This window comes from Streptomyces speibonae, assembly GCF_984686075.1.
The window spans coordinates 5,786,339-5,810,597 of sequence record NZ_OZ480260.1; the positions used below are offsets into that span (position 1 = coordinate 5,786,339).

Below are 24,259 nucleotides of genomic sequence, written 5' to 3' on the forward strand. Positions count from 1 at the left end.
GCCCCCGGGCCGCCCCCCGCAGTACCCCCCAACTCGCCCTTGCGCCCGACGTCCGGGGCTCTCCTCGACGGGAGGCTGGGAGGGCGTTTTCGGATATCGGAGTGGGAGGGGAGGCCGTCTCATGGGGGCCGGAAGTACAGGTGCCGGGCGGCGGCGGGTCGTGCCGTGGGCGGTGGTCGGGCTGTGGCTGGCCGCGCTCGTGCTGGTCGGGCCGCTGGCCGGGAAGTTCGGCGAGGTGCAGCAGAACCGGGCGGTGGACTATCTGCCCGACAGTGCCGATTCGACGCAGGTGGCCCGGATCCAGGACGAGTTGCCCGGGGGTGAGTCCACCGATCTGGTGCTGGTGTACCACCGGGAGGGCGGGCTGACCGCCGGTGACCGGGAGGTGGCCGCCGGGCAGGTCGCCGAGGTGGAGAGCGGCTTCGAGCTCTCCCAGCGGCCGCGGGGCATCGACTCCGAGGACGGCAGCACCCTCATGTACCCGGTCTCCAGCACCGAGCCGGGGCAGGACGAGGAGGCCAGGGACGCGTTCGTCGACGGGGTGCGCGAGATCGCCGACGGGGGCGGCGGGCTGAGCGTCGAGGTCGGCGGGCCCGGCGCGCTCAACACCGACATGGGCAAGGTGTTCGAGACCATCGACGGCACCCTGCTGATGGCCACCCTCGGCGTCGTCACCGTGCTGCTCGTGCTGATCTACCGCAGCCCGTTCCTGTGGCTGGTGCCGCTCGCCGTCGCGGGCGTCGCGGCCGCCGTGGCGATGGCCGCCGGGTACGGGCTGCACGAGCTGTTCGACGTCACCATCACCGGCCAGAGCGGCGGCATCATGACCGTCCTCGTGCTCGGCGCCGGCACCGACTACGCCCTGCTGCTCGTCTCCCGCTACCGTGAGGAACTGCGCCGCCACGAACGGCCGTACGACGCCATGCGCGCCGCCCTGCGCGGCAGCGGACCGGCGATCCTCGCCTCCTCCGGCACCGTCGCCGCCGGACTGCTCTGCCTGCTCGCCGCCGACCTCAACAGCAGCCGGGGCATGGGCCCGGTCGGCATGATCGGGGTGCTCGCCGCGCTCGTCGCCATGACGACCCTGCTGCCCGCGGTCCTCGTACTGCTCGGCCGCCGCGTCTTCTGGCCGCTGATCCCCGCCTTCGGCAGCACGCCCAAGGCGCGCCGGTCACTGTTCGCCGCCATGGGCACCTCGGCCGCACGGCGCCCCGCCACCGTCCTCGCGGGCGGCGCCGTACTCCTCGGCGCGCTCGCCCTCGGCACCCTCAACCTCGGCGGCGACCTCAAGCAGGAGGACTCCTTCACCGAACGCCCCGAGTCCATCTCCGCGATGCGGACCCTCGCCGAGGAGTACCCCGAGCGCAGCTCCCAGCCGCTCACCGTGATGGCGCCGGCCGACCGGGCCGAGGCGGTCCTGGCCGAGGCCCGCGCCACGGAGGGGGTCGCGGACGCCGCCGCCGGACGCAGCGGCGACGGCTGGACCGAGATCACCGTGTTCGCCACCGCCGCCCCCGAGTCACCGGGCGAGACCCGCACCATCGAGGCCCTGCGCGAGGCGCTCGACGACCACGGCGCCTACGTCGGCGGCCCCAGCGCCCAGCAGATCGACCTCGCCGACAGCGAGGCACGCGACCGCAAGGTGATCGTGCCGCTGGTGCTCGCCGCCGTGTTCGTCATCCTCGTGGCGCTGCTGCGCAGCCTCGTCGCGCCGCTGCTGCTGCTCGGCGCCGTGGCCGCCGTCTGGGGCGCCGCCCTCGGCATCGGCGGGCTGGTCTTCGAGCCGCTGTTCGGCTTCGCCGGCACCGACCCCGGACTCGGGCTGCTGTCCTTCGTGTTCCTGGTCGCCCTGGGCGTCGACTACGGCATCTTCCTCCTGCACCGCATGCGCGAGGAGTCCCTGAACGGCGCCGAGCCCGAGGACGCCGCGCTCACCGCCCTGCGCACCACGGGCGGCGTGATCGCCTCCGCGGGCGTCGTCCTCGCCGCCACGTTCGCCGTGCTCACCACGCTGCCCCTGGTGCCGCTGGTGGAACTCGGCTTCGTCATCGCGGTCGGCGTCCTCCTCGACACCTTCCTCGTGCGGACCTACCTCGTCACCACGGCGAGCGTGCTGCTGCGTCGGCGGCTGTGGTGGCCCGGCAGGCTCTCCCGCACCCCGGAGCCGGCCCCGCCCGCCCGGCAGCCGGAACCGGTGTAACAGCCCGCACGCGAACCGGGCGCCCCTCCCTCCCGGAGGGGCGCCCTCCTCCCGGAGGATGGACCCCGTGCAGACGAAGAGAGCGCAGGAAGAGGAACGCCCCCGCACCGGCGAGCGGATCATGGCGGCGATCAGCCGCGACCCGCTGACCGCCCCGCACGCCCTCCGCAACGACACGTTCCTCGCCGCCTGCACCGCCGCCGCCGCGCTCGTCGTCGCGCTGCTCTTCGACCACGGCCGCCGGCCCGACGCGCTCGGCTGGACGCTGCTGCTCGCCGCCCACGCGCCGCTGCCGTGGCGCCGCCGCCGCCCGCTGCTGGTGCTGCTGCTGGCGATGGCGCCGGTCGTGCCGTACCACGCCCTGGACAACAATCACATCGCGCCCGTCGCCGGGTCCATGGTGGCCCTCTACACGGTCGCCGCGACCGGCACCCCGCGCCGCACCCTGCTCCTCGGCACCGTCCTCATCGGCACGACCCTCACCATGAACGCCCTCACCAACCCCGACGGCATCGTGGAGCTGATCCGCATCACCGGCTGGGTCGTGGCCGTGCTCTTCCTGGGCGTCGACGTCCGCTTCTACCGCCAGTACGTCACCGCCATCGTCGAGCGCGCCGAACGGGCCGAGCGCACCCGCGAGGAGGAGGCCCGCCGCCGGGTCGCCGAGGAACGCCTGCGCATCGCCCGCGACCTGCACGACCTGCTCGCGCACAGCATCACCCTCATCGGCGTGCAGACCTCCGTCGCCGCGCACGTCCTGGCCGCCGACCCCGAACGCCTCGACCGCGCGACCGTCGCCAAGGCCCTCGACGACATCGCCGACACCTGCCGCACCGCACGCGGGGAACTCCGTACGACCCTGGAGGTGCTGCGCGACAACGGCGGCCCCGGGGACACCCGGGGTCCGCTCGCCGGGCTCGACGGCGTGCCCGACCTGGTGGAGACCGCGCGCCTGGCGGGCGCCCGCGTGGAACCGGCCGTGCGGGTCGAGAGCCCCGTCCCGCCCGCCGTCGGCGCCGCCGCCTACCGGCTCGTTCAGGAGGCCCTCACCAACGCCGTACGGCACGCGGGGCCCGAACCGGCGGTCCGCGTCGACCTGCGCGAGGAGGACGGCACCCTCCATCTCTCCGTCACCGACGACGGCACCGGCCCGACCCCCGGCGGCACCCCCGGATTCGGCCTCGTCGGCATGCGTGAACGGGCCCGCAGCGTGGGTGGCACACTCGACGCCGGACCGGGGGAGGGCGGCGGCTTCCGGGTGACCGCGACGCTTCCGCTGACGACCGCGACACGGGAAGGAACGGCCCGATGACGATCCGCGTGCTGCTCGCCGACGACCAGACCCTCGTACGGGAGGCGTTCGCGATGCTCGTCGAGTCGGCGCCCGACATGGAGGTCGTCGGCCAGGCCGCCACCGGCCGGCAGGCGATGGAACTGGCCCGCGCCGAGCGCGCCGACCTCGTCGTCATGGACATCCGCATGCCCGACCTCGACGGCATCGAGGCCACCCGGCTGATCGCCGCCGACGACGATCTCGCGGGCGTCAGGGTCCTCGTCCTCACCACCTACGACACCGACGAGAACATCGTGGACGCGCTGCGCGCGGGCGCCTCCGGCTTCCTGGTGAAGGACACCAGACCGGCCGAACTCCTCGACGCCATCCGCACGGTCGCGGCGGGCGACGCCCTGCTCTCGCCCGGCCCCACGGCCCGCCTGATCGAACGTTTCCTCCGCACCCCGTCCGCGCCCGTCGCCGCAGGCCCCGAGTGCCTGTCCGACCGGGAACGCGAGGTGCTCGCCCTGGTCGCCCGGGGCCTGAACAACACCGAGATCGCGGAGTCGCTGGGGCTCAGCCCGCTCACCGCGAAGACCCACGTGAGCCGGACCATGGGCAAGCTCGGCGTCCGGGACCGGGCCCAACTGGTGATTGTGGCTTACGAGTCGGGACTGGTGGCGCCGGGGAGGGCGTGAGCCCGGCGGCTCACAGGGTGTGGTGCAGCCAGCGCTGGATGGTGGTGTTGATGCCGGCGGACAGCGCGCTCAGGCTCTCGATGGCCTCGCGGTCCTCGGGACGCGGCGGGATGCCCGCGGCGGTCAGCGCGGCGTGCAGCTCGAGCCTGCGGCGGTCGCGCGGGCCGATGGGGGTGTCGACGCGGTCGGCGGGGTGGGGCGGGGCCAGCAGGTAGTCGCCGGCCGGCTGTCCCTCCGCCGGGGGCCACCAGGCGGGGCCCGTGCCGTCCTCGACGGCGTAGGGGTCGACGAAGTCGTGGTGCGGGCCGTAGGCGAAAGCGGCGGTCGCGGTCATGTCGGTCTCCTCACCCAAGGGTGTCGCTTCTGCGGTACAGGAGCCCGCGGGCCGCTTCCGCGGTTGCGCCCGGGCCGAAACGTCACGCCAACGGCGTCTTCGGCAGCTCATCGACTCACAAAGAAATCGTTGCAAAGGAATCCTTGCAACGGTTTCTTTGCATAGCTATCTTCGGACCCATGGACGAGCCCCGTGAACCCGCGCTCCGCCGCCTCGACGCCCGCTCGCTGCGCGGACTCGCGCATCCGCTGCGCATGCAGTTGCTGAACGCGCTGCGGCGCGGCGGGCCGGCCACCGCCTCCCAACTGGCCGAGAGACTCGGCGAGTCCAGCGGGGCCACCAGCTACCACCTGCGTCAGCTCGCCGCCCACGGCTTCGTGGAGGACGCGCCGGAGCACGGCAAGGGGCGCGAGCGGTGGTGGCGGGCGGCCCACGAAGGCGTGCGGTTCGACGACGCCCTGGTCAGGGACGGAGACCCCGAGATCCGGGGGGCCGCCGACCTCTTCCTCCACGAGGTCGCCAACCAGCACACCCGGGAGATCGCGACCTGGCTCGGCACGAACGGCGACTGGCCCGAACAGTGGCGCGGCGCCTGGGACCTGAGCGACTGGACGCTCAGCCTCACACCCGACCTCGCGGAGGAGCTGAAGCAGAAGATGCACGAGCTGCTGGAGAGCTACCGGGCCAAGGCCCCCGAGGCCGGCACGCCGGACGCCGAGCAGGTGCGCGTCCACACCCACCTCTTCCCCACCCGTACGGACTGAGAGGCTGCCCGATGCACCCGGAGATCCATCTCGCCGTCCACCGCGCGCGTGCCGCCGAGCTCCGTGCGGAGGCGGAGGCCCACCGTCTCGCCGCCTCGGTCCGGCGCCCGCGGCCCCTCCGCACCCGCCTCGGCTGGACCCTGGTCGACCTCGGCCTGCGCCTGGCCACCAGCCCCCGGAGACCGGCCCTGGCGCCCTGACAGGTCGGGCGGGGTCGCGGCCCCTCTTTTCAGGCCATGGCCCCGACGGTACGTATGAACTCCGCCCAGGCGGCCGACCCGACGACGATCACGGGACCGGCGGTCCCGGACTTGCTGTCCCGGACGGGGACGACGCCGGGGAAGTCGTGGGCGACTTCGACGCAATCTTCTGCGCCGCTTCCGCCGCTGTAAGTGCTCTTGCGCCAGTAAGCGTTGGTCAGGTCGAATTCGCGCATCGTCGGTAGCCCTCCGCCGCCGCCTCGATCATGTCCAGGGACGCATCCAGTGGCAGAGACGCGGCCCTGAGAAGATCGTAATCCGCCTGTACCCGCTTCACTACAGCCGGATCGTCCAGCAGACTGCCTGACAGCACCCCTTCTGTATAGACGGTTGGTGGTGCGTCCTCGAACTTCATGAGCTTCATCGCCTTGCCCATCTGCGGGTGTGCGCCAGCAGAGAACGGCAACACCAGCACCAGGGCTTTGCGGCTGCGCGCCGTCTCCGCGATGTGATCCAACTGCTGGGCCATGACTGCGGGAGAGCCGACCGGGACGCGTAGTACGGCTTCGTGAAGGAGCACCCAATACACCGGCCGTGCAGCGTCCTTGAGTAGCTGAGTACGCGCGATGCGAAGTGCGACCATTTCATCGACGTACTCGTCCGTGGCGAGTGGGGCGCTCGCGAAGTAGATCGAGCGGGCGTACTCGGATGTCTGGAGGAGCCCCGGGACCACGGTCGGTGCCCACTCGCAGACGTTTGTCGTCAGCCGCTCCAACTCTGCGGCGTGTGCGAAGTACTCCGCGTACGGCTGCTCCTTGATGAGTTTGCGCCAGAGCCGTTCGAAAAAGCCGTCGGTTTGTAGTGACTCATCAATCCGTTGGGCCACGTCCAATTGCGGTTTGCGGACCGCCTGTTCGAACTGGCCGATGTAACCGCCGGAGACGAACACCCTCGTCCCCAGCTCCACCTGCGTGAACCCCGCGTCCTCCCGGCGTCGCTTCAGCTCCGCCCCGAAGAACTCCCACGCCGCTTGACGCGAACCGTTGGCCATTGATCAACCCCTTTGTGCAGCGCCGGACTTGTAGAGCGCGGACCACTTCCGAAGTGTAGACACCCTCCGTCACTGTTGGCATACGAAGAGTGAAACTCGAGAGGAAGGGAATCAGCTTGACGGCACAACACGCGGCGCTCTGCGTCGAAGAAGCGGAGGAAGTGGTGAAGGAATTGCGGGCGGCACTCGCGAAGGCCGGAATTTCACTGCCGTCACTGGGGTTGGACCCGGTGAGTCTTGCGCGTGAGGCGCCCTGTCCGCTCGTGGAATTGGGGCGGTGTTCCGTGGCGACCGCGAGGCTCATCGCGGCGGTGCTGCGGTGAAGCCGCCCGTCGGCGCGTACGTCGTGGACACCGGGACCGAGCGGATCGGCATCGTCATGGGGCATGAGGGGCCCTATGTCCAGCTGAGACCCTTCGGCGGCGGCCGGGAGTGGGACGCCGACCCCGAGGTCGTACGGCAGGCCACCGCGGCCGAGCGGCTGCGCGCGGCGACGGCGTACGCCAATGCCCGCAGCCGCGGGGAGGTGCCCTGAACGTAGGAGAGAATGGGTGCCATGAGTCTGTTCCGCGACGACGGCATCGTGCTGCGCACCCAGAAGCTGGGTGAGGCGGACCGGATCATCACCCTGCTCACGCGCGGTCACGGGCGGGTACGCGCGGTGGCGAGGGGCGTGCGCCGGACGAAGTCGAAGTTCGGTGCGCGCCTCGAACCGTTCTCGCATGTGGACGTGCAGTTCTTCTCGAAGGGGAGCGAGCTGATCGGGCGCGGTCTGCCGCTGTGCACGCAGAGCGAGACGATCGCGCCGTACGGCGGCGGGATCGTGACGGACTACGCCCGCTACACCGCCGGGACGGCCATGCTGGAGACGGCGGAGCGGTTCACCGACCACGAGGGCGAGCCGGCGGTGCAGCAGTATCTGCTGCTGGTGGGCGCGCTGCGGACGCTCGCCCGGGGCGAGCACGCGCCGCATCTCGTGCTCGACGCGTTCCTGCTGCGCTCCCTCGCCGTGAACGGGTACGCGCCGAGCTTCACGGACTGCGCGAAGTGCGGGATGCCCGGACCCAACCGGTTCTTCTCGGTCGCGTCGGGCGGCTCCATCTGCCCCGACTGCCGCGTCCCCGGCAGCGTCGTGCCCTCGCCCCAGGCCCTGGCACTCCTCGGAGCGCTGCTTACGGGAGACTGGGAGACGGCGGACGCGTGCGAGGCGCGGTACGTCCGCGAGGGGAGCGGGCTGGTCTCCGCCTACCTGCACTGGCATCTGGAGCGCGGGCTGCGCTCGCTCCGGTACGTCGAGAAGTGACGCGCGCAGCCGAAACGAACATCCAGAGGAGACGACAGGCATGGCCGTACGCGGGTTCCTGGGGCATCAGCGCCAGGAGTACAGGACGCCGGAACCGCATCCGTCGGGCGCGCGGCCTCCGAAGATCCCCGGCGAGCTGGTCCCGAAGCATGTGGCGATCGTCATGGACGGCAACGGGCGCTGGGCGAAGGAGCGGGGGCTGCCGCGCACCGAGGGGCACAAGGTCGGTGCCGAGCGGGTGCTGGACGTGCTCCAGGGCGGGCTGGAGATGGGCGTCGGGGCGATCTCGCTCTACGCCTTCTCCACCGAGAACTGGAAGCGCTCGCCGGACGAGGTGCGCTTCCTGATGAACTTCAACCGGGACTTCATCCGCAAGACCCGCGACCAGCTGGACGAGCTGGGGATCCGCGTGCGGTGGGTCGGGCGGATGCCCAAGCTGTGGAAGTCCGTGGCCAAGGAGTTGCAGGTCGCCCAGGAGCAGACCAAGGGCAACGACCGGCTGACGCTGTACTTCTGCATGAACTACGGCGGGCGCGCGGAGATCGCCGACGCGGCGGCGGCGCTGGCCGAGGACGTGAAGGCGGGGAGGCTCGATCCGTCGAAGGTGACCGAGAAGACCCTCCAGAAGTACATGTACTACCCGGACATGCCGGACGTGGACCTGTTCCTGCGGCCGAGCGGTGAGCAGCGGACGTCCAACTATCTGCTGTGGCAGAGCGCCTACGCCGAGATGGTCTTCCAGGACGTGCTGTGGCCGGACTTCGACCGGCGCGACCTGTGGCGGGCGTGTCTGGAATTCGCCTCGCGGGACCGGCGGTTCGGCGGGGCCGTTCCGAACGAGGAGCTGCTGGCCATGGAGGGCCGTCAGGAGTCCTGAGCGGGGCCGCGTGTCGTAGCGGTGCTGCGGGGGTGTGCTGTTCATGCTGGCGGTATGTCCGATGTGTCCCCCTTGGAAGTGCGGCGCACCATGGTGCTGACGGTGCTCACGGTGTTCGCGGGTGCGGTCGACGCCGTGAGCTTCCTGACCATGGGGAAGGTGTTCTGCGCGCTGGCGACCGGCAATGTGCTGTTCCTGTCGTTCGCGCTGGCCGGGGAGGGGGATGTGCCGGTGGCGCGGCCGGCTGCGGCGATCGGGGCGTTTCTGGTGGGGGCGGGGCTCGGGGCGGTGCTGCTGAGGTGGTTCGCGGCGCGGGGGTGGCGGTGGTTCGCCGTGGGGCTGGTGGCGGAGGGGGCGCTGCTGGTCGGCGCGGGGGTGGTGGCGCTGGTGCGGCACGGCACGGGGGATGCCGGGGACGGGGCCGACGCCGATCTGGTGGTGGTCGCGGGGGTGGCGCTGGCGATGGGGCTGCGGGCGTCGACGGTGTTGCGGGTGCATGTGCCGGGGATGCCGACGTTGCTGAGCCAGACGGCGTTCGCTCAGCTGCTCAATGCTCTGTCGGAGCGGCCGCGGGTGGTGTGGCGGGGGATGCCGGCTCGGGAGCGGATGGCTCGGGTGCGGTGGACTGCCACGGTGGTGGGGATTTTCGCGGGGGGTGTGCTGGGGACGTTGCTGTTGGTGCCGTTGGGGACGGGGCGGGCGCTGGTGGGTATCGGTGCGGGGGTGCTGGCGCTGGCGGGGGTGGGGCGTGCGGCGCTGCGGTAGGGGCGGTGCGGGTGCGCTTGCGTGCGCTGGAGGGGTGCACCTGTGCCGGTGCCGGCCGGGGGTGGGTTCTCTGCCGGCGCTTGCCGGGTGCCGCTGCGCCCACCCTCCCCCACTCTCGGCTTCGCTCGAGCGGGGGGACCCCCATCGCCCTGGGGGTACCTCCCAGGCCCTTGAGGCTCTGGGGGAGGCACGACTGCCCGCAGCTACGCTTCCGCGCACTCCGCGCAGGTGCCGAAGATTTCTACTGTGTGGGCCACGTTGACGTAGCCGTGTTCCGCTGCGATGGCCTCGGCCCACTTCTCCACCGCCGGGCCCTCGACCTCGACCGCCTTGCCGCAGCTGCGGCAGACCAGGTGGTGATGGTGGTCGCCGGTGGAGCAGCGGCGGTAGACGGACTCGCCGTCGGCGGTGCGCAGGACGTCGACCTCGCCCGCGTCGGCGAGGGACTGCAGTGTGCGGTAGACCGTGGTGAGCCCGACCGAGTCGCCCTTGTGCTTGAGCATGTCGTGGAGCTCCTGCGCGCTGCGGAACTCGTCGACCTCCTGAAGGCACGCCGCCACGGCGGCACGCTGCCGGGTGGAGCGGCCCTTCACGGGCGGTCCTGCGGTCGTCACGGGAATGCCTCCTCACGTCTGGCCTCTGCCCGGGCCATTGTGCCAGTCCGGGCGCGGACCGGTCAGGGTCCGGCCCCGTGCCCTCCGGAACGACTGGCCGGAATCGCGCATTCCGCGGGGTCGCCGCCGGGCTGCGCGGCGGCCAGCGCCCGGGCGCGGCGGCGGGCCAGCGGCGTGGCCAGCACGGTCAGCGCGATGAACGCGCCGATCGTCAGCAGCACGATCGTCGCACCGGGCGGCACATCCTGGTAGTACGAGGTGACCGTGCCGCCGATGGTCACGGCGACGCCGGTCGCGACGGCGATGGCGAACGTGGCGGCGAAGCTGCGGGTGAGCTGCTGGGCCGCCGCGACCGGTACCACCATGAGGGCGCTGACCAGCAGCAGCCCGACCACGCGCATCGCGACGGCGACGGTGACCGCGGCCGTGACCGCCGTGAGCAGGTTGAGGAAGCGCACCGGCAGGCCCGTGACCCGGGCGAACTCCTCGTCCTGGCTGACCGCGAACAGCTGCCGGCGCAGACCGACGGTGACCACGATCACGAACGCGGCCAGCAGGCAGATCGCGGTGACGTCGGACTCGGAGACCGTGGACAGCGAGCCGAAGAGGAACGAGGAGAGGTTCGAGGTGGAGCCGCCGGGGGCGAGGTTGATGAACATGACGCCGCCGGCCATACCGCCGTAGAACAGCATGGCGAGGGCGATGTCGCCGCGGGTCCTGGCGTACCAGCGGACCAGTTCCATGAAGACCGCGCCGAGGACGGAGACCAGGGTCGCCATCCACACCGGGGACCAGGAGAGCAGGAAGCCGAGGCCGACGCCGGTCATCGCCACGTGGCCGATGCCGTCGCCCATGAGGGCCTGGCGGCGCTGGACCAGATAGATGCCGATGGCGGGGGCGGTGATGCCGACCAGGACGGCGGCGAGCAGCGCCCGCTGCATGAAGGCGTAGTTCAGGAATTCCATCGGATCAGCTCAGCAGTCCCGTGCGGATCGGTTCGGTGCCCGCCGGTGCGTGCGGGTGGACGTGGTCGTGGCCGGGTAGTGCATGCTGGCCGACGGCCTTCGGGGGTGCGCCGTCGTGCAGGACGCAGCCGTCGCGGAGCACGACCGCACGGTCGATCAGCGGCTCCAGCGGGCCCAGCTCGTGCAGGACGAGGAGGACCGTGGCGCCCTCGACGACCTGGTGCCTGAGCGTCTCGGCGAGGACCTCCTGGCTGGCCAGGTCCACGCCCGCCATCGGTTCGTCCATGATCAGCAGCTCGGGTGCGGCGGCGAGCGCGCGGGCGATGAGGACCCGCTGGTGCTGGCCGCCGGAGAGGGCGTCGACGGAGTCCTTGGCGCGGTCCGCCATCCCGACCAGGTCCAGGGCGCGGCGTACGGCCTCGCGGTCGGCCTTGCGGAAGAGGCCGAAGCGGGTGCGGGCCAGGCGGCCGGAGGAGACCACCTCGGTGACGGTGGCCGGGACGCCGCTCGCGGCGGTGGTGCGCTGCGGGACGTACCCCACGCGCGCCCACTCGCGGAACCGGGTTCGCGGCGTGCCGAACAGCTCGATCTCGCCGCGGGTGACGGGCACTTGGCCGATGACACTGCGCACGGCGGTGGACTTGCCGGAGCCGTTGGCGCCGAGCAGCGCGACGACCTCACCGTGGCGCACGGTGAGGTCGATGCCGCGCAGGACGGGGCGCGAGCCCAGCTCGGCGTGGACCCCGCGCAGGGAAATGACGGGCTCGGTCGTCATGCCGTCCTCCGGTGTTCGTCGGTCATGGGGCGCCCATGGCCTTCTGCAGGGCCGTGAGGTTGGCCTCCATGACCTGGAAGTAGTCGTCGCCGCGGGACTCGTCGGTGATGCCCTCGACCGGGTCGAGGACGTCCGTCTTCAGCCCCGCGTCGCCGGCGAGGGTCTTGGCGGTCCTGTCGCTGACGAGCGTCTCGTAGAAGACGGTGGTGACGCCGTCCTCCTTCGCCATGTCCCCGAGTTCCTTCACACGCGCGCCGCTGGGCTCGGACTCGGGGTCCAGACCGCTGATGGCCTCCTCGACCAGGCCGTAGCGCTCGGCGAGGTAGCCGAAGGCGGCGTGCGTGGTGATGAAGACGTCGGTCTTCCGGTCCGCGAGGCCGGTCTCGAACTTCTTGTCGAGGTCGTCGAGCTTACCGACCAAAGCCGCGGTGTTCTTCTCGTAGTCGGCGGCGTGGTCGGGGTCGGCCTTGCCGAAGGCCTCGCCGACGCCCTCGGCGACCTCGGCGTACTTGACCGGGTCGAGCCAGATGTGGGGGTCCTGGCCGCCCTCGTGCTCGTGGCCGTGCTCGTCGGCGTGCTCCTCCTCGTGGCCGGCCTCGGTGCCGTGCTCCTCCAGGGAGGTCAGGGTGCTCGCGTCGATCTTCGTGTCGATCCCGGACTGGCCGATGGCCTCGTCGACGCTGGGCTGGAGCCCCTTGAGGTAGAGGGCCGCGTCGGCCTCCTCGAGCTGCGCGGTCTGCTTGACGCTGATCTCCAGGTCGTGCGGTTCCTGGCCGGGCTCGGTCAGACTGGTGACGTTGACGTGCTCGCCGCCGATCTGCTCGGCGAGGAAGGCCATCGGGTAGAACGACGCGACGACGTCGAACTTGTCGGTGTTGCCGGCGGCGGCGCTGTCCGAGGAGCAGGCGGTGAGGGTGCCGAGACCGAGGGCGGCGACCGTGGCCAGCGCGGCCGCGGATATGGGGCGTCGTCGTGCGTTCATGACACCCATTTTCAACTAATATGGAAACCGTTGTCAACAAGGCTCAGTGAGGTGCTGCGAGAGGCACCGAATTGGTCGCGGGGCATGCCCCGCCGGTAGCCTGAGAACTCCGCTGGAAGCAATCTCGCTTCGCCCGCCCGTCTCCCGACCACCACCCCCCCATCGAGGCGCTTCGCGCCGCACCAGTCAGTCACCGTCGTCGTAATGAAGAGAGCACCGTGGCCGCCGACAAGATCGACACCATCGTCAGCCTGAGCAAGCGCCGTGGCTTCGTATTCCCCAGTAGTGAGATCTATGGCGGCACGAAGGCCGCCTGGGACTACGGACCGCTGGGTGTCGAGCTCAAGGAGAACCTGAAGCGCCAGTGGTGGCGCTACATGGTCACCTCGCGCGAGGACGTGGTCGGTATCGACTCCTCCGTGATCCTGGCCCCGGACGTGTGGGTCGCCTCCGGTCACGTCGCCACCTTCACGGACCCGCTGACCGAGTGCACCTCCTGCCACAAGCGGTTCCGCGCGGACCACCTGGAGGAGGCGTACGAGGAGAAGAAGGGCCGCGCCCCGGAGAACGGCCTCGCCGACCTCAACTGCCCCAACTGCGGCAACAAGGGCACCTTCACCGAGCCCAAGCAGTTCTCGGGTCTGCTCGCCACCCACCTCGGCCCGACGCAGGACTCCGGCTCGATCGCCTACCTGCGCCCCGAGACCGCCCAGGGCATCTTCACCAACTTCGCCCAGGTGCAGACCACTTCGCGGCGCAAGCCGCCGTTCGGCATCGCCCAGATGGGCAAGTCGTTCCGCAACGAGATCACGCCCGGCAACTTCATCTTCCGCACCCGCGAGTTCGAGCAGATGGAGATGGAGTTCTTCGTCAAGCCGGGCGAGGACGAGAAGTGGCACGAGTACTGGATGGAGCAGCGCTGGAACTGGTACACCGGCCTCGGCCTGCGCGAGGAGAACATGCGGTGGTACGAGCACCCGAAGGAGAAACTCTCCCACTACTCCAAGCGCACCGCTGACATCGAGTACCGCTTCCAGTTCGGCGGCGGCGAGTGGGGCGAGCTGGAGGGCGTCGCCAACCGCACCGACTACGACCTCAACGCCCACTCCAAGGCCTCCGGCCAGGACCTGGCCTACTACGACCAGGAGGCCGGCGAGCGCTGGACGCCGTACGTCATCGAGCCGGCGGCCGGTGTCGGCCGGGCGATGCTCGCCTTCCTGCTCGACGCCTACGTCGAGGACGAGGCGCCCAACGCCAAGGGCAAGATGGAGAAGCGGACCGTGCTGCGGCTCGACCACCGCCTCGCGCCGGTGAAGGTGGCCGTCCTCCCGCTGTCCCGCAACGCGGACCTGTCGCCCAAGGCCAAGGGGCTCGCCCAGTCGCTGCGGCAGAACTGGAACATCGAGTTCGACGACGCCGGCGCCATCGGCCGCCGCTACCGCCGCCAGGACGAGATCGGCACGCCGTTCTGCGTCACCGTCGACTTCGACACCCTGGACGACAACGCGGTGACCGTGCGCGAGCGCGACAGCATGAAGCAGGAGCGCGTGTCGCTGGACCAGATCGAGGGCTACCTCGCGGCGCGGCTGACCGGCTGCTGACGGCCGCCGGACCTGCCACCCCCAGCCGACCCGGTTCCGCTGGGGGTGGTCCTGTTCGGGGGCGCCGGCCCGGCGGGGCGTCGACTGACAGATGGCAAACTGACAGATAGCAAACTGACAGATATTGATATCTGTCATTCCCTCGTCCCGCGTGCCACTGTGGAGGCATGACGACGCACACCCGACCCCTCGGAACCACCGGCCCCCGGGTCTCCGCCCTCGGCCTCGGCTGCATGGGCATGTCCGCGCTGTACGGCGAGGCGGACCGGGACGAGGCCATCGCCACCCTCCACGCGGCGCTGGACGCCGGTGTGACGCTGCTCGACACCGGCGACTTCTACGGCATGGGCCACAACGAGCTGCTGATCGGCGAGGCGCTGCGCACCGCCCCGGCCGGCCTGCGCGACGGCGCGCTGATCAGCGTGAAGTTCGGCGCCCTGCGCGACCCGGACGGCAACTGGTCCGGCTACGACGGCCGCCCGGCCGCCGTGAAGAACTTCGCCGCCTACTCGCTCCAGCGGCTCGGCGTCGACCACATCGACGTCTACCGCATCGCCCGCGCCGACTCCGACGTGCCCATCGAGGAGACCGTCGGCGCGATCGCGGAGCTCGTCGAGAAGGGCCATGTGCGGCACATCGGCCTCAGCGAGGTCGACGCCGACACCGTCCGCCGGGCCGCCGCCACCGCGCCCATCACGGACCTGCAGATCGAGTACTCGCTGATCTCCCGCGCCGTGGAGGAGCAGATCCTGCCGACCACCCGTGAGCTGGGCATCTCCCTCACCGCCTACGGCGTGCTCTCCCGGGGGCTGATCTCCGGCCACTTCGCCCCGGACCGCGAGCTGCCCGCGCACGACTTCCGGGCGCGCTCGCCCCGCTTCCAGGGCGACAACCTCCGGCACAACCTGGACCTCGTCGAGGCGCTGCGCGAGGTCGCCGCGGCCAAGGGCGTCTCGGTCGCCCAGATCGCGATCGCCTGGGTGCTCTCACGCGGCGAGGACATCGTTGCGCTGGTCGGCGCCCGCACCCGGGAGCGGCTCACGGAGTCGCTGGGCGCGCTGGACGTCACCCTGGACGCGGCCGACCTCGCCGCGATCGAGCGGGCCGTGCCGGAGGGCTCGGCGGCGGGCGACCGCTACCCGGCGCCGCAGATGGCACACCTCGGCACGAAGGAGTGAACCGGCCCCCGGGTAGGGTCCAGACATGCCAGCCAGCGCCCCCCTGACCGCCGAGCGCATCCTCGAGGCGACCGAGGAGGTGCTGCGCCGGCACGGCCCGGCGAAGGCCACCGTGGTGGACGTGGCCCGCGCGCTCGGCGTCAGCCACGGCAGCGTCTACCGGCACTTCCGTACGAAGGCGGCGCTGCGGGAGGCGGTCACCCAGCGCTGGCTGGACCGGACGTCCGACGCGCTGCGGGGGATCGTCGCCGACGAGGACCGGGACCCGGAGTCCCGGCTGCGCGACTGGCTCGCCGCCCTGTTCGACGCCAAGCGCCGCAAGGCGGGTGACGATCCGGAGCTGTTCGCCACGTACTCGGTGCTGGTGGCCGGGCAGGGCGCGGTGGTCGCCGACCATGTCACCGAGCTGACGGGCCAGTTGACCCGTATCGTCGCCGCGGGCGTGGCCTCGGGCGACTTCGCCGCCACCGAGCCCGCGGCCGCCGCCCGCGCCCTGTTCCAGACCACGGGCCGCTTCCACGACCCGGCATACGCCCCGGAGTGGGAGCGCCCCGAGGCGGACGCCGACTTCGCGGCGGCCGTAAACCTTCTGGTGCGGGGGCTGCGGGCGTGACGCCGGTCAGGCGGCGGTCGGGTCCACCGTCGCCTGGTGCGCCTGGGCCAGATGCTCCTGCGCCTTGAGCCACGGCAGGAACTGGGCGCCTCTGCGCCAGCCGCACGTGTCACATCTGATCGTGCGCTGCACGCCGGTGCGTTGGACACGCACCGTGTGCTCGCGGCCGTGCAGATCCCAGCGGCTGACCTTGCTGGTGTCGAGCTGCGGCATGGTGCCTCCGGCGGTCGGCGGGTCGGTGTCGCCGTACTCGTGCCCCCGTTCGGGGACGACAAGGAGTGTGCAGCAAAAGCAACATCAACAGGGACCGACGCCCGCGGAGGTTGTGCGCGGGTCAGGCGACGACCCCGGTGTGCTGCCGGAGCTCCGCCGACTCCAGCCGCAGCGCCGTGCGTTCGGCGGTCGCGCGGGCCCAGCGGCCCGAGGTCAGGGCGCCGGTCACCAGGACCGCCAGGCCGCACGCCGCGAGGATCCACCACGCGGGCCGCGCCGCCGGCACGAACGTTTCCGCGTACGACGACGAGCCCACCCCGGCCGCCAGCACCGCGCCGATCACCGCCACCCCGAGCGCCTGGCCCAGCTGCCGGCTGGTGGAGGCGACCGCCGAGGCCACCCCCGCCTGGGCGACCGGCATGCCGGAGACGGCCGTGTTGGTGATGGGCGCGTTCACGAAGCCGAAGCCGATGCCGAACAGCACGTACCCGGTGAAGAGCGTGACGTTCGACGTCTCCGCCTCGAAGACCGCGAAGAGGAGCCCGCTCACGGTCATCGCGGTGCCCGCGATCAGCAGCGGCAGCCGTGGCCCCCGGGTGCCGATCAGCCGCCCGGACAGCGGGGCGCACAGGAAGGTCGGGACGGCCATCGGGAGCATCCACAGACCGGCGTCCAGGGCGCTCAGCCCCCGCACGTTCTGGAGATACAGCGTGGACAGGAAGAGGAACCCGCCGAGCGCCGCGAACGAGGTCACCGCCGTCACCGTGGCCCCGCTGAACGGAGCCGAGCGGAAGAAGCGCAGGTCGATGAGGGGTTCGCGGCGGCGGGGTTCGTACAGCAACAGGGCGACGAGGGCGGCCAGGGCGAGGACGGCGTAGGGGGCGACCGCCGTCGCCCCGGCGTGCGGGGCCTCGATGATCGCGTAGGTGAGGGCGCCGAACAGGACGATGACCAGGACCTGTCCGACCGGGTCGGGGCGGCGAGCCTTCGGTGCCCGGGACTCCGGGACGAAGCGCCAGGTGAGGAGCAGCGCGGCCAGGCCCACCGGCAGGTTGATCCAGAAGATGGAGCGCCAGCCGACCGACTCCACCAGCACGCCCCCGACCAGCGGACCGGCGGCCATCGATATGCCGACCACCGCGCCCCACAGGCCGATCGCGCGGGCCCGCTCGCGCGGGTCGGTGAAGGTGTTGGTGATGATCGACATGGCGACCGGGTTCAGCATCGAGCCGCCCACTGCCTGCACCATCCGGAAGGCGACCAGCCACGACAGGTCGGGCGCGAGGGAGCACAGCACCGAGCCGAGGGTGAAGACCACCAGGCCCGACATGAACACCCGCCGCCGGCCGATCCGGTCGGCCGTGGAGCCGGCGAGCATCAGCAGGGAGGCCAGGACCAGCGTGTACGCGTCGATGGTCCACTGCAGTCCCGAGGTGCTCGCGCGGAACTCGCGCTGCATGGCCGGAAGGGCGACGTTGAGGACCGTGTTGTCCAGGCTCACGATCAGCAGGCTCATGCAGCAGATCGCGAGCACCAGCTGGCGTCGGCCGTGGCTGAGCTCGGGCATGGGCGCCATCGTACGCCCATTTCGATAGTGCGTCTAACTAATGATCCTGTGCGATCGTGCGGGATCGGGTCCCGGGTCCCGCGCGGCATGGGGGACAGCGGCATGCGGGACAATGGGGGAATGCCCATGCCCTCGCCGACCCCGAGCACGCCCGTGAACACGACCCTGCGCATCGGACCGCACGCCGTGCTGCCGCCGGTCGTGCTCGCCCCCATGGCCGGGATCACCAACGCGCCGTTCCGCACCCTGTGCAGAGAGTTCAGCGGGGGCAAGGGGCTGTTCGTCAGCGAGATGATCACCACGCGGGCGCTGGTCGAGCGCAACGACAAGACCATGCAGCTGATCCGCTTCGACGCGACCGAGCAGCCGCGCTCCATCCAGCTCTACGGCGTCGACCCGGCGACCGTCGGCAAGGCCGTCCGCATGATCGCGGAGGAGGACCTCGCCGACCACATCGACCTCAACTTCGGCTGCCCGGTCCCCAAGGTGACCCGCAGGGGCGGCGGCTCCGCCCTCCCGTACAAGCGGAACCTGCTGCGGTCCATCCTGCGCGAGGCGGTGAGCGGCGCCGGGGACCTGCCGGTGACGATGAAGATGCGCAAGGGCATCGACGACGACCACCTCACCTACCTCGACGCCGGCCGGATCGCCGTCGAGGAGGGCGTGACCGCCATCGCGCTGCACGGCCGCACCGCCGCCCAGCACTACGGCGGCACCGCCGACTGGGACGCCATCGCCCGGCTGAAGGAGCACGTCCCGGAGATCCCGGTGCTCGGCAACGGCGACATCTGGTCCGCCGACGACGCCCTGCGCATGGTGCGCGAGACCGGCTGCGACGGCGTGGTCGTGGGCCGCGGCTGCCTCGGCCGGCCGTGGCTGTTCGCGGACCTGGTCGCGGCCTTCGAGGGCCGCCCCGACGCCTACGCGCGGCCCACCCTGCGTGAGGTGGCCGACATCATGGTGCGGCACGCCACGCTGCTCGGGGAGTGGCTCGGCGACCCGTCGCGCGGTGTCGTCGACTTCCGCAAGCACGTCGCCTGGTACCTGAAGGGCTTCGCGGTCGGCTCCCAGATGCGCAAGCGGCTCGCGGTCACCTCCTCGCCGGCGGAACTGCGCGCCGGGCTGGACGAGCTGGACCTGGACCAGCCCTGGCCCGCCGGCGCCGACGGCCCCCGCGGCCGGACCTCCGGCAACAACCGGGTGGTGCTGCCCGACGGCTGGCTGAAGGACCCCTACGACTGCGCGGGCGTCGGCGAGGACGCGGAACTCGACACCTCCGGCGGCTGATCAGCCCGTCGTGGGATGCGGGACGGAGCCGAAGGCCGTCAGGAAGCGGTCGCGGAAGGAGCTCATCCGCCACACCGGCGCGTCCTTCGCGGGCCTGAGCCCCTCGGTCCAGTTCCAGCCGTCGGTCTTCGCCAGCACCTCCGGGTCCTTGGCGACGATCGTCACCGGCACGTCCCGGCTCGCGCCGTGGCCGCTGACCCGGGCGATCGGCTGGTGGTCGCCGAGGAAGACCAGCACGGTGTCGTCGGTGCCGTAGCGCTCCAGCCACTGGGTGAGGCTGGTGACCGAGTACTGGATCGACCTGCCGTACTCCCGCCGGGAGGCGGCGGAGTCGGCGATGACGTCGGAGGACTTCAGCCCCGCCCGCTGGATGGCGTCGAAGACCGAACCGTCGCCGAGGTCCTCCCAGTCGACCAGCTCCGGGATCGGAGCCCAGGGCTGGTGGCTGGAGGTGAGGATGATCTCCGACATCAGCGGCCGGTCGTGCTTCCTGCCGTGCTCCAGCCGCTCGAACGCCTCCAGGGCGTACTGGTCCGGCATGGTCGACCAGCTGAACTTCGGCCCCCGGTAGCCCAGCTCGAAGGCGTCGTGGACCCGGTCCAGGCCGTACCATTCCGCCTCCGGCCAGGCCTTCTGCACACCGGGCATGATGCCCACGGTCTCCCAGGCACCGGTCTTGCGGAACGCCTTGGTGAGGGTGAGATGGTCGCCGTTGGTGACGGTGCGGTAGCGCTGCTGGTTGTCGATCCACAGGCCGGACAGCGCCGTGGAGTGGCCCAGCCAGCTGCTGCCGCCGTACGTCGCCGAGGTGAGCCAGCCGGAGCGGGCGCGGTAGCCGGCCTGCGCGAGCGCGGCGGTGCGGGCGTCGAGGGTGCGGGTGACGCCGGGCGCGATCTCCGGGTCCTCGACGGCGCTGCGGCCGTAGCTCTCGATGAAGGCGATGACGACGTCCTTGCCGCGCAGGTCGGGCAGCAGCTGGTCCGGGGGAGTGGCGCCGAAGGTGTCCGCCCTGGCCTCCTTGGCGAACGCCGCCTCGTCGCGCAGGGTGTTCACCACGCGCTCGGTCTGCCCCTTCACCGTCCCGGCGGCCCGGTCGGAGGCGACCGGCACCCCGGCGATCTGCAGCCCCAGGGCCGTGCAGGTGACCCACGCGGTGCCCGCGATCAGCGCGCCCCGGGTGGCGCGGGCGCGGTGCCGGGCCAGCAGATTGCCGAGCCGGACCGCCGCCAGCGCCATGACGACCACGATGGCCACGGCGAGGAGGACCGCGCCGACGGCCGCCGCGGTGGCCGCCGTGCCGCCCAGCGAGTCCTCGACGTAGGACAGGCCGTCGTCGAGCAGCCCCCAGTCCAGGACGAGGTTGAAGCCGCGGCCCAGATACTCGGTGAACCCGATGTCCAGCAGGTTCAGCACGGTCAGGACGCCGATGCCCGCCCCGCAGAGCGTGGCCGCCACGACGCGCGGCCGGCGCGGCAGCGCGAGCACCAGGACGGCCCCGATGATCGCCTCGGCCGGGATGCGGGTGAAGCGGTTCGGACGCAGCGCCGGGGCGGAGTTGGGCAGCAGCAGGGCGCCGACGACGAGGACGGCGGCCAGGACGTGGAGGCTCCGGCGCAGGGCGCGGGCGGCGCCGGGGTGCGCGATGCGCAGGGCGCGCAGGCGGATGCGGGCACGTCCGAGGACGCGTGTGGAGACAGGCAACCCGGGAGGTCCCTTCCGTACCGAGGCCGGTGAGGAGGCGGACCCGGCGTGGGGGTCCGGGTCCGCCGTCGTTCCGTACGGCCGGGCCGCCCGGTGCGTTCAGCTGACCGGGGACTTCGGGGTGCGGGCGGGGGTGCGCGCCGCCCGCGGGGGCGGGTCCGCATGGTGGAATCCGGCGCGGTGTGGCAGCGTGATTCTCGCCACCCTTGATAAGGGTTGCGCTCAGATGAGCGGATCTTGAGCGGCTGCACTTCTCAAAGGGTGGCACTCAGTGCCATCTCTTGATCGTTCATCGAGCGAAATCAAACGTGGAGAATGCCGCTCATCTGAGCACTCGATGACCCGATAGGCGGGGTGGTGCGTTCAAGAAGTGAAAACACTCGTTCGCGACCGCTTGCCAAGCCTTGACTTTCAATCCGCTGGCGCGCGAGGGATGACAGGCGCAAGACCCACAAGTGGACGTACCCAGACGCCTTTGATCTGGGTACATTCCTCGCCGTCAGGGCAGCCACCGCGTCCTCGAGGAGTCGAGACCCGTGTCGGAAAACAAAGATCCCCGCGGAACCCAACCGGGCACCAGTGTTGAGGGCGTGAAGTTCGTCTACGACTTCACCGAGGGCAACAAGGACCTCAAGGACCTGCTCGGCGGCAAGGGTGCCAACCTCGCCGAGATGACCAACCTGGGTCTTCCCGTCCCTCCCGGCTTCACCATCACCACCGAGGCGTGCAAGACCTACCTCGACAGCGGCGAGGAGCCGGCGGCACTGCGTGACGAGGTGAGTGCGCACCTCGACGCCCTGGAGTCGCGGATGGGCAAGAAGCTCGGGCAGGCCGACGACCCCCTCCTCGTGTCGGTCCGCTCCGGCGCCAAGTTCTCGATGCCCGGCATGATGGACACCGTCCTCAACATCGGCCTGTCCGACAAGTCCGTGCAGGGCCTGGCCAAGCAGGCCGGTGACGACCGGTTCGCCTGGGACTCCTACCGGCGCCTCATCCAGATGTTCGGCAAGACCGTCCTCGGCGTGGACGGCGAGCTGTTCGAGGACGCGCTGGACGCGGCCAAGGCCGCCAAGAAGGTCACCGACGACACCGAGCTGGAGGCCGCCGACCTCAAGAAGCTGGTCACCAAGTTCAAGAAGATCGTCAAGAGCGAGTGCGGCCGGAACTTCCCGCAGGACCCGCGCGAGCAGATGGACCTCGCCATCAAGGCGGTCTTCGACTCCTGGAACGGCGAGCGCGCCAAGCTCTACCGCCGCCAGGAGCGCATCCCGCACGACCTGGGCACCGCCGTCAACGTCTGCTCCATGGTCTTCGGCAACCTCGGCCCCGACTCCGGCACCGGCGTCGCCTTCACCCGCGACCCCGCCTCCGGCCACCAGGGCGTCTACGGCGACTACCTCCAGAACGCACAGGGCGAGGACGTGGTCGCGGGTATCCGCAACACGGTCCCGCTCGCGGAGCTGGAACGGATCGACAAGAAGTCGTACGACCAGCTCATGCAGATCATGGAGACCCTGGAGAACCACTACAAGGACCTCTGCGACATCGAGTTCACCATCGAGCGCGGCCGGCTGTGGATGCTCCAGACCCGCGTCGGCAAGCGCACCGCGGGCGCGGCCTTCCGTATCGCCACCCAGCTGGTGGACCAGGGCCTGATCGACGAGGCCGAGGCGCTCGCCCGCGTCAACGGCGCCCAGCTCGCCCAGCTGATGTTCCCGCGCTTCGACGAGGAGGCCAAGGTCGAGCAGGTCGGCCGCGGCATCGCCGCCTCCCCGGGCGCGGCGGTCGGCAAGGCGGTCTTCGACTCCTACACCGCCGTCAAGTGGTCGCGCTCCGGTGAGAAGGTCATCCTGATCCGCCGCGAGACCAACCCCGACGACCTCGACGGCATGATCGCGGCCGAGGGCATCCTCACCTCGCGCGGCGGCAAGACCTCGCACGCGGCCGTCGTCGCCCGCGGCATGGGCAAGACCTGTGTCTGCGGCGCCGAGGAGCTCGAGGTCGACACCAAGCGCCGGCGGATGACCGTCCCGGGCGGGCACGTGGTGGAGGAGGGCGACCTCGTCTCCATCGACGGCTCCTCCGGCAAGGTCTACCTGGGCGAGGTACCGGTGGTCCCGTCGCCGGTCGTGGAGTACTTCGAGGGCCGGATGCACCCGGGCGCCGACGACGCCGACGAGCTCGTCGAGGCCGTGCACCGGATGATGGCCTTCGCCGACCGCAAGCGCCGGCTGCGGGTGCGGGCCAACGCCGACAACGCCGAGGACGCGCTGCGGGCACGGCGCTTCGGCGCCCAGGGCATCGGCCTGTGCCGCACCGAGCACATGTTCCTCGGCGACCGGCGCGAGCTGGTCGAGCGGCTGATCCTCGCCGACACCGAGGCCGAGCGTGAGGAGTCCCTCAAGGCCCTGCTCCCGCTCCAGAAGCGGGACTTCGTGGAACTCTTCGAGGCGATGGACGGCCTCCCGGTCACCATCCGCCTGCTCGACCCGCCGCTGCACGAGTTCCTCCCCGACATCACCGAACTGTCGGTGCGCGTCGCCCTCGCCGAGTCCCGGCAGGAGCCGCACGAGAACGAGCTGCGCCTCCTCCAGGCCGTGCACCGGCTGCATGAGCAGAACCCGATGCTGGGCCTGCGCGGCGTACGCCTCGGTCTGGTCATCCCCGGGCTGTTCACCATGCAGGTACGGGCCATCGCGGAGGCCGCCGCCGAGCGCAGGGCCGCCAAGGGCGACCCCCGCGCGGAGATCATGATCCCGCTGGTCGGCACGGTCCAGGAGCTGGAGATCGTCCGCGAGGAGGCCGACAAGGTCATCGCCGAGGTCGAGGAGGCCACCGGCACCTCCCTCAAGCTCTCGATCGGCACGATGATCGAGCTGCCGCGCGCCGCGCTGACCGCCGGTCAGATCGCCGAGGCCGCCGAGTTCTTCTCCTTCGGCACCAACGACCTCACCCAGACGGTGTGGGGCTTCAGCCGGGACGACGTGGAGGCGAGCTTCTTCACGGCCTACCTGGAGAAGGGCATCTTCGGGGTGTCGCCGTTCGAGACGATCGACAAGGACGGCGTCGGCTCCCTGGTGAAGGCCGCGGCCAAGGCCGGCCGGGAGACCCGCCCCGACCTGAAGCTCGGCGTGTGCGGCGAGCACGGCGGCGACCCGGAGTCCGTCCACTTCTTCCACGAGGTCGGCCTGGACTACGTCTCCTGCTCCCCGTTCCGCATCCCGGTCGCCCGCCTGGAGGCCGGCCGCGCGGCGGTCACCTCGAAGGGCAGCGACCACCGCTAGAGAGCCCCTCCGGG

General features: G+C 71.2%; 25 protein-coding genes. 15 read left to right on the forward strand and 10 right to left on the reverse strand.

The features are described from left to right. Positions 1 to 121: 121 nt before the first annotated feature. Genes AC5L3C_RS25855 through AC5L3C_RS25865 form a run of 3 tightly spaced genes read left to right on the forward strand, consistent with a single transcriptional unit; the run spans position 122 to position 4,171 of the window. Complete coding sequence (locus AC5L3C_RS25855) at positions 122 to 2,200, forward strand: MMPL family transporter (protein ID WP_493651165.1); 2,079 nt, start codon at positions 122 to 124, stop codon at positions 2,198 to 2,200. 58 nt (positions 2,201 to 2,258) lie between these two features. After that, positions 2,259 to 3,512 carry a sensor histidine kinase gene (locus tag AC5L3C_RS25860; protein ID WP_493651167.1) on the forward strand — a complete coding sequence of 418 codons (1,254 nt, stop codon included), beginning with the start codon at positions 2,259 to 2,261 and terminating at the stop codon, positions 3,510 to 3,512. Next, positions 3,509 to 4,171, forward strand: coding sequence for a response regulator (locus tag AC5L3C_RS25865; RefSeq protein ID WP_125506590.1), 663 nt, complete (start codon positions 3,509 to 3,511; stop codon positions 4,169 to 4,171). Before AC5L3C_RS25860 ends, AC5L3C_RS25865 begins: the two co-directional genes overlap by 4 nt. 10 nt (positions 4,172 to 4,181) lie before the next feature. Here the strand turns inward: AC5L3C_RS25865 and AC5L3C_RS25870 are convergent, their stop codons facing one another. Then, positions 4,182 to 4,505, reverse strand: coding sequence for a hypothetical protein (locus tag AC5L3C_RS25870; RefSeq protein ID WP_125506591.1), 324 nt, complete (start codon positions 4,503 to 4,505; stop codon positions 4,182 to 4,184). A 179-nt stretch (positions 4,506 to 4,684) separates the two neighbouring features. Between AC5L3C_RS25870 and AC5L3C_RS25875 the strand changes: the two genes are divergently transcribed. Together AC5L3C_RS25875 and AC5L3C_RS25880 are read left to right on the forward strand one after the other, a co-directional pair. Beyond that, positions 4,685 to 5,269 (forward strand): ArsR/SmtB family transcription factor, encoded by a 585-nt coding sequence (locus tag AC5L3C_RS25875; RefSeq protein WP_493651169.1) that lies wholly within the window; start codon positions 4,685 to 4,687, stop codon positions 5,267 to 5,269. Positions 5,270 to 5,280: 11 nt separating this feature from the next. After that, positions 5,281 to 5,469: a hypothetical protein gene (locus AC5L3C_RS25880; RefSeq protein WP_493651171.1), complete on the forward strand. Its 189-nt coding sequence runs from the start codon at positions 5,281 to 5,283 to the stop codon at positions 5,467 to 5,469. A 29-nt stretch (positions 5,470 to 5,498) separates the two neighbouring features. Here the strand turns inward: AC5L3C_RS25880 and AC5L3C_RS25885 are convergent, their stop codons facing one another. Both AC5L3C_RS25885 and AC5L3C_RS25890 read right to left on the reverse strand, forming a co-directional pair. Then, on the reverse strand, positions 5,499 to 5,705 hold the full coding sequence (locus AC5L3C_RS25885) for a DUF397 domain-containing protein (protein WP_493651173.1): 207 nt from the start codon (positions 5,703 to 5,705) through the stop codon (positions 5,499 to 5,501). Continuing rightward, entirely contained in the window at positions 5,687 to 6,520 is an 834-nt protein-coding gene (locus AC5L3C_RS25890; RefSeq protein WP_493651175.1) for a helix-turn-helix domain-containing protein, read from the reverse strand. The genes AC5L3C_RS25885 and AC5L3C_RS25890 overlap by 19 nt, the downstream gene beginning before the upstream one ends. Positions 6,521 to 6,636: 116 nt before the next feature. Here AC5L3C_RS25890 and AC5L3C_RS25895 point away from each other — a divergent pair, with 116 nt between their 5' ends. Genes AC5L3C_RS25895 through AC5L3C_RS25915 form a run of 5 tightly spaced genes read left to right on the forward strand, consistent with a single transcriptional unit; the run spans position 6,637 to position 9,465 of the window. Next, complete coding sequence (locus AC5L3C_RS25895) at positions 6,637 to 6,843, forward strand: hypothetical protein (protein WP_125506596.1); 207 nt, start codon at positions 6,637 to 6,639, stop codon at positions 6,841 to 6,843. Further along, positions 6,840 to 7,055: a hypothetical protein gene (locus AC5L3C_RS25900; protein ID WP_125506597.1), complete on the forward strand. Its 216-nt coding sequence runs from the start codon at positions 6,840 to 6,842 to the stop codon at positions 7,053 to 7,055. Before AC5L3C_RS25895 ends, AC5L3C_RS25900 begins: the two co-directional genes overlap by 4 nt. Before the next feature lie 21 nt (positions 7,056 to 7,076). Next, on the forward strand, positions 7,077 to 7,823 hold the full coding sequence (recO, locus tag AC5L3C_RS25905) for a DNA repair protein RecO (RefSeq protein WP_493651177.1): 747 nt from the start codon (positions 7,077 to 7,079) through the stop codon (positions 7,821 to 7,823). A 40-nt stretch (positions 7,824 to 7,863) separates the two neighbouring features. Further along, positions 7,864 to 8,700 carry an isoprenyl transferase gene (locus tag AC5L3C_RS25910; RefSeq protein ID WP_493651179.1) on the forward strand — a complete coding sequence of 279 codons (837 nt, stop codon included), beginning with the start codon at positions 7,864 to 7,866 and terminating at the stop codon, positions 8,698 to 8,700. A gap of 54 nt (positions 8,701 to 8,754) precedes the next feature. Continuing rightward, on the forward strand, positions 8,755 to 9,465 hold the full coding sequence (locus tag AC5L3C_RS25915) for a YoaK family protein (RefSeq protein WP_493651181.1): 711 nt from the start codon (positions 8,755 to 8,757) through the stop codon (positions 9,463 to 9,465). A 203-nt stretch (positions 9,466 to 9,668) separates the two neighbouring features. On the opposite strand, the gene AC5L3C_RS25920 is transcribed toward AC5L3C_RS25915, so the two are convergent. The 4 genes from AC5L3C_RS25920 to AC5L3C_RS25935 all read right to left on the reverse strand — a co-directional run bounded on the left by AC5L3C_RS25920 (position 9,669) and on the right by AC5L3C_RS25935 (position 12,801). Beyond that, complete coding sequence (locus AC5L3C_RS25920) at positions 9,669 to 10,079, reverse strand: Fur family transcriptional regulator (protein WP_493651183.1); 411 nt, start codon at positions 10,077 to 10,079, stop codon at positions 9,669 to 9,671. Positions 10,080 to 10,141: 62 nt separating this feature from the next. Continuing rightward, entirely contained in the window at positions 10,142 to 11,044 is a 903-nt protein-coding gene (locus AC5L3C_RS25925) for a metal ABC transporter permease (RefSeq protein ID WP_493651184.1), read from the reverse strand. A 4-nt stretch (positions 11,045 to 11,048) separates the two neighbouring features. Beyond that, positions 11,049 to 11,819: a metal ABC transporter ATP-binding protein gene (locus AC5L3C_RS25930; protein WP_493651186.1), complete on the reverse strand. Its 771-nt coding sequence runs from the start codon at positions 11,817 to 11,819 to the stop codon at positions 11,049 to 11,051. Between the two features lie 22 nt (positions 11,820 to 11,841). Next, on the reverse strand, positions 11,842 to 12,801 hold the full coding sequence (locus tag AC5L3C_RS25935) for a metal ABC transporter substrate-binding protein (RefSeq protein WP_493651187.1): 960 nt from the start codon (positions 12,799 to 12,801) through the stop codon (positions 11,842 to 11,844). Positions 12,802 to 13,019: 218 nt separating this feature from the next. On the opposite strand from AC5L3C_RS25935, the gene AC5L3C_RS25940 reads away from it, so the two are divergent. The 3 genes from AC5L3C_RS25940 (at position 13,020) to AC5L3C_RS25950 (ending at position 16,193) form a co-directional block, all read left to right on the forward strand. Then, the gene (locus tag AC5L3C_RS25940) at positions 13,020 to 14,402 is read left to right on the forward strand and encodes a glycine--tRNA ligase (protein ID WP_125506605.1); all 1,383 of its coding nucleotides are present in this window, start codon (positions 13,020 to 13,022) and stop codon (positions 14,400 to 14,402) included. Positions 14,403 to 14,569: 167 nt separating this feature from the next. Next, entirely contained in the window at positions 14,570 to 15,580 is a 1,011-nt protein-coding gene (locus tag AC5L3C_RS25945; RefSeq protein WP_493651188.1) for an aldo/keto reductase, read from the forward strand. Between the two features lie 25 nt (positions 15,581 to 15,605). Then, complete coding sequence (locus AC5L3C_RS25950) at positions 15,606 to 16,193, forward strand: TetR/AcrR family transcriptional regulator (RefSeq protein ID WP_493651190.1); 588 nt, start codon at positions 15,606 to 15,608, stop codon at positions 16,191 to 16,193. A 6-nt stretch (positions 16,194 to 16,199) separates the two neighbouring features. On the opposite strand, the gene AC5L3C_RS25955 is transcribed toward AC5L3C_RS25950, so the two are convergent. Together AC5L3C_RS25955 and AC5L3C_RS25960 are read right to left on the reverse strand one after the other, a co-directional pair. After that, positions 16,200 to 16,406, reverse strand: coding sequence for a hypothetical protein (locus AC5L3C_RS25955; protein WP_125506608.1), 207 nt, complete (start codon positions 16,404 to 16,406; stop codon positions 16,200 to 16,202). 121 nt (positions 16,407 to 16,527) lie between these two features. Continuing rightward, positions 16,528 to 17,973, reverse strand: coding sequence for an MFS transporter (locus tag AC5L3C_RS25960; protein ID WP_493651191.1), 1,446 nt, complete (start codon positions 17,971 to 17,973; stop codon positions 16,528 to 16,530). Between the two features lie 126 nt (positions 17,974 to 18,099). On the opposite strand from AC5L3C_RS25960, the gene dusB reads away from it, so the two are divergent. Then, the gene (dusB, locus tag AC5L3C_RS25965) at positions 18,100 to 19,260 is read left to right on the forward strand and encodes a tRNA dihydrouridine synthase DusB (RefSeq protein WP_493651192.1); all 1,161 of its coding nucleotides are present in this window, start codon (positions 18,100 to 18,102) and stop codon (positions 19,258 to 19,260) included. On the opposite strand, the gene AC5L3C_RS25970 is transcribed toward dusB, so the two are convergent. After that, positions 19,261 to 20,961, reverse strand: a complete 1,701-nt coding sequence (locus tag AC5L3C_RS25970; RefSeq protein ID WP_493651193.1) for an alkaline phosphatase family protein — start codon at positions 20,959 to 20,961, stop codon at positions 19,261 to 19,263. Positions 20,962 to 21,497: 536 nt separating this feature from the next. Here AC5L3C_RS25970 and ppdK point away from each other — a divergent pair. After that, positions 21,498 to 24,245 carry a pyruvate, phosphate dikinase gene (gene ppdK, locus AC5L3C_RS25975; RefSeq protein ID WP_493651195.1) on the forward strand — a complete coding sequence of 916 codons (2,748 nt, stop codon included), beginning with the start codon at positions 21,498 to 21,500 and terminating at the stop codon, positions 24,243 to 24,245. Positions 24,246 to 24,259: the final 14 nt, after the last annotated feature.

Excerpts from the sequence above, each read along its gene's own strand:
- AC5L3C_RS25855 (WP_493651165.1), top strand. The coding sequence starts at position 122 with ATGGGGGCCGGAAGTACAGGTGCCGGGCGGCGGCGGGTCGTGCCGTGG.
- AC5L3C_RS25860 (WP_493651167.1), top strand. The coding sequence starts at position 2,259 with ATGGACCCCGTGCAGACGAAGAGAGCGCAGGAAGAGGAACGCCCCCGC.
- AC5L3C_RS25865 (WP_125506590.1), top strand. The coding sequence starts at position 3,509 with ATGACGATCCGCGTGCTGCTCGCCGACGACCAGACCCTCGTACGGGAG.
- AC5L3C_RS25870 (WP_125506591.1), bottom strand. The coding sequence starts at position 4,505 with ATGACCGCGACCGCCGCTTTCGCCTACGGCCCGCACCACGACTTCGTC.
- AC5L3C_RS25875 (WP_493651169.1), top strand. The coding sequence starts at position 4,685 with ATGGACGAGCCCCGTGAACCCGCGCTCCGCCGCCTCGACGCCCGCTCG.
- AC5L3C_RS25880 (WP_493651171.1), top strand. The coding sequence starts at position 5,281 with ATGCACCCGGAGATCCATCTCGCCGTCCACCGCGCGCGTGCCGCCGAG.
- AC5L3C_RS25885 (WP_493651173.1), bottom strand. The coding sequence starts at position 5,705 with ATGCGCGAATTCGACCTGACCAACGCTTACTGGCGCAAGAGCACTTAC.
- AC5L3C_RS25890 (WP_493651175.1), bottom strand. The coding sequence starts at position 6,520 with ATGGCCAACGGTTCGCGTCAAGCGGCGTGGGAGTTCTTCGGGGCGGAG.
- recO (WP_493651177.1), top strand. The coding sequence starts at position 7,077 with ATGAGTCTGTTCCGCGACGACGGCATCGTGCTGCGCACCCAGAAGCTG.
- AC5L3C_RS25910 (WP_493651179.1), top strand. The coding sequence starts at position 7,864 with ATGGCCGTACGCGGGTTCCTGGGGCATCAGCGCCAGGAGTACAGGACG.
- AC5L3C_RS25915 (WP_493651181.1), top strand. The coding sequence starts at position 8,755 with ATGTCCGATGTGTCCCCCTTGGAAGTGCGGCGCACCATGGTGCTGACG.
- AC5L3C_RS25925 (WP_493651184.1), bottom strand. The coding sequence starts at position 11,044 with ATGGAATTCCTGAACTACGCCTTCATGCAGCGGGCGCTGCTCGCCGCC.
- AC5L3C_RS25930 (WP_493651186.1), bottom strand. The coding sequence starts at position 11,819 with ATGACGACCGAGCCCGTCATTTCCCTGCGCGGGGTCCACGCCGAGCTG.
- AC5L3C_RS25935 (WP_493651187.1), bottom strand. The coding sequence starts at position 12,801 with ATGAACGCACGACGACGCCCCATATCCGCGGCCGCGCTGGCCACGGTC.
- AC5L3C_RS25945 (WP_493651188.1), top strand. The coding sequence starts at position 14,570 with ATGACGACGCACACCCGACCCCTCGGAACCACCGGCCCCCGGGTCTCC.
- AC5L3C_RS25950 (WP_493651190.1), top strand. The coding sequence starts at position 15,606 with ATGCCAGCCAGCGCCCCCCTGACCGCCGAGCGCATCCTCGAGGCGACC.
- AC5L3C_RS25955 (WP_125506608.1), bottom strand. The coding sequence starts at position 16,406 with ATGCCGCAGCTCGACACCAGCAAGGTCAGCCGCTGGGATCTGCACGGC.
- AC5L3C_RS25960 (WP_493651191.1), bottom strand. The coding sequence starts at position 17,973 with ATGCCCGAGCTCAGCCACGGCCGACGCCAGCTGGTGCTCGCGATCTGC.
- dusB (WP_493651192.1), top strand. The coding sequence starts at position 18,100 with ATGCCCTCGCCGACCCCGAGCACGCCCGTGAACACGACCCTGCGCATC.